This window comes from Streptomyces sp. NPDC002776 (assembly GCF_053592195.1).
The window spans coordinates 1-2,465 of sequence record NZ_JBSFVG010000056.1 but is presented as its reverse complement, the minus strand read 5'-3'; the positions used below and the strand labels follow the sequence as shown (position 1 = coordinate 2,465).

Genomic DNA, 2,465 nt, shown 5'->3' with positions numbered 1-2,465 from the left:
GCCCCAACGAATACGAACACCGACACCACACCCCTAAACTCACACTCGCCGCGTCATCAATAACCGCGTGCCCACCTTCACGGGGGAAGGCCCCAGTTGTTCGTCGGTGCGTGGTTGCGCAGCAGCGCCGACGACACCACGAGTGCGCAGGCCCGGCTTGCGCAGGCGATGGCCCCGAACGTCGAACTGCCCGACACCGCCGCTAGTGCGCAGCAGGCGCCGGATGCGGTGACGGCGGTGCGCAGCGCGCGACGCGCCGGCGGGGCGTGGTCGGTGACCGTGGCTGCGCAATACCCGCACGGGCCTATCGGCCATTGAGCGGGGTGCGGCGCACGGCGCAGTACTGGTGGCAGCTCGGCCGTACCTACGGCGAAGTCGTCGTGCGACGCAAGCGGTGATCCGTTACGACCGCCGTGCACAGCACGATGGGTACCGAGACGGCGGGCACGCTCCCCCACGGGATGCCGATCCACACCGCCGACAGGCCCACCCCGAAACAAACCGCGGCGATGGTGATGAGCAGCCGCTTGCCGTACGGGTGCCAGGTGAAGGGCTCGTGGTCACGTGGCCTGACCAGGCGTACCGCGCCGAATACGAAGAGTTGCGCCGCGACGAGCGCGGCGATCATGCCGAAAGCGGCGTTCATCTGGACCTCGTCACGGGGCGCCTCGGAGGTGTTCTGCCGTACGCCGTCCTTGCGGAGCACCACGATGTCGCGCCGCCAAGCGGTGGCCGTGACCTGGTCGCCGGACTTGAGCCGCTCCAGGAGCGGCCCCGGGTCGCCGAAGAACACGGTTCCCCGCCAGGAGCCCTGGTCCGTCAGGGTCGCCTCGTAGGAGGAGCTCTTCCCGCCGGTCTCGTTCACCGTCTTCTCGACGGTGAGGCGCCAGGTGCTCAGGCAGTCCGTCTGCTCCTGCTCGATGTCGCGGGCGGAGCACGGCTCGGCCGCCCGGTAGTCCTGGTAGCGGCTCTGGTCGGAGGGCAGCCACCAGCTGAACACCACATAGGAGGCTGCCGCCGGTATCAGGGACAGCAGGATCAGCAGCACACCCATCAACCGCACCCGGTCCAGCGACCGCCGGCCGGCACCGTCCCCGTCCGGCACCCCGCCCGTGCTGCGCGGCGTCGCCCACGCATGTGCTGTCATCGCCCACCTCCTGCGCACCATCATCCAGCAGCCCCAAAGCGGCAAACAACGAGGTCGGACGGCAGTGGGCAAGAGGCGCCGGCTTCCGTATCCCGGCAAACCCAGCCGCAATGCGGGGCAAAGGAGAGCCCGATCCCAGTCGCGATCGAAACCTCCCGTGGCCTGCTGGTCGCGGTTCGGCGCACCGGCAAGCGGAAAGGTCTTCGCGATCAACCCGATGGCCGCGGCCCGCTACCGACCGCCACGCGGTCTCCCGCAAGACCGATCGGCCCAGCACGGGAGCGCGCCCTCAAACCCGGATGCTTCCGGAGCACACCATCGGATGATCGCCATGCGAAGGCGCTCCGGTCAGTCCCCAGGTGGCGGGACGATTTCCGTGCCGCTGACAGCAGGGCGGCACCGACAGGGAACGGAGTGCTCTCCATGGCTGACGCGCTGAAGTACGGCGACCGGATCCACCTGCAGAACGGCTACAACGACTGGAGCGGCGGCTACCTGGACACCAATGGCCGCACTCCCTCCACGGGCAGCGTCTACGCCGTCTCCACCGCCGACACCCCCACCCGCGGCAACGGCACTGGAAGCTGGGAAGTGCTGTCGGCAGAGAACAAGGCGGCCGGCACGGCGGTGACCAGCGGCGACCTGATCACCCTGCGCAACTGCTACCACCTGGAACTGAGCTACCTCGACACCAATGGCAGCCCCACCGCCGTACAGACGAAGAGGCACTCTCCACGGCGGACACCTTCGCCGACGAGCACTCCCTGAACACCCAGCGGTACTACAACTGGGCATGCTGGCTGTACGGATCGGATCCGAAGGGGTTCGGCTCCATCGTGAATGACGAGGTCCTGCCCGAGAGCCGACGGGAACGCTGCCCGGCAGAATATGAGCAAATTCGCAGGTCTTGGACCACTCTCCTCGACCCGTACCTGAAATGACGTTCTCCTTCCCGGCGGCCTTACCTCCGGGGAGACATCACCTTCTCCGGCAACCAGCGCGGTACCCCGCGGCCTACACGGACGCGAAGGACAACCGGGCGGTGTGTCCGTGACCTCCTCTCGGCAGCTACGACGACCAAGGACGCTTTCAGTACGTCGGCCGCACCACCACCCTCGCCCAGGCAGCAGGTGCTGCCGTCGCCGGCCTGCTCGCTCGAGGGCGGCGCTGTCATCCGTGGACAGGCTGGTCGTTCTCCGCCGGGTGGGGCAGCCAGGAGAAAGTGGGCGTTGACCCCTGATGTTGAACACACGAGACACTGGATCCTGAGGATCTGAGAACGGACATCTCGTGGTCATGAAGAACTACCCGCCGGAGT

4 protein-coding genes and 1 pseudogene are annotated in these 2,465 nt (G+C 67.5%); 4 read left to right on the top strand and 1 reads right to left on the bottom strand.

The genetic code is table 11. From position 1 onward, the window contains the following. Positions 1-96: 96 nt before the first annotated feature. The gene (locus tag ACWD11_RS35095) at positions 97-318 is read left to right on the top strand and encodes a hypothetical protein (RefSeq protein ID WP_389421622.1); all 222 of its coding nucleotides are present in this window, start codon (positions 97-99) and stop codon (positions 316-318) included. A 46-nt stretch (positions 319-364) separates the two neighbouring features. Here the strand turns inward: ACWD11_RS35095 and ACWD11_RS35090 are convergent, their stop codons facing one another. Next, positions 365-1,147: a hypothetical protein gene (locus ACWD11_RS35090; RefSeq protein ID WP_389421621.1), complete on the bottom strand. Its 783-nt coding sequence runs from the start codon at positions 1,145-1,147 to the stop codon at positions 365-367. A gap of 120 nt (positions 1,148-1,267) precedes the next feature. Between ACWD11_RS35090 and ACWD11_RS35085 the strand changes: the two are divergent. The 3 genes and pseudogenes from ACWD11_RS35085 to ACWD11_RS35075 form a co-directional block, all read left to right on the top strand. Further along, a pseudogene (locus tag ACWD11_RS35085) lies at positions 1,268-1,419 on the top strand (IS110 family transposase); the annotation flags it as partial. A 151-nt stretch (positions 1,420-1,570) separates the two neighbouring features. After that, positions 1,571-1,915, top strand: coding sequence for a hypothetical protein (locus ACWD11_RS35080; RefSeq protein WP_389421620.1), 345 nt, complete (start codon positions 1,571-1,573; stop codon positions 1,913-1,915). Further along, positions 1,807-2,088 (top strand): DUF4344 domain-containing metallopeptidase, encoded by a 282-nt coding sequence (locus ACWD11_RS35075; protein ID WP_389421623.1) that lies wholly within the window; start codon positions 1,807-1,809, stop codon positions 2,086-2,088. The genes ACWD11_RS35080 and ACWD11_RS35075 overlap by 109 nt, the downstream gene beginning before the upstream one ends. The last annotated feature ends 377 nt before the right edge of the window (positions 2,089-2,465 follow it).

Bases quoted from the DNA above. Each gene is read 5' to 3' on its own strand.
- ACWD11_RS35090 (WP_389421621.1), bottom strand. From the start codon at position 1,147: ATGACAGCACATGCGTGGGCGACGCCGCGCAGCACGGGCGGGGTGCCG.
- ACWD11_RS35080 (WP_389421620.1), top strand. From the start codon at position 1,571: ATGGCTGACGCGCTGAAGTACGGCGACCGGATCCACCTGCAGAACGGC.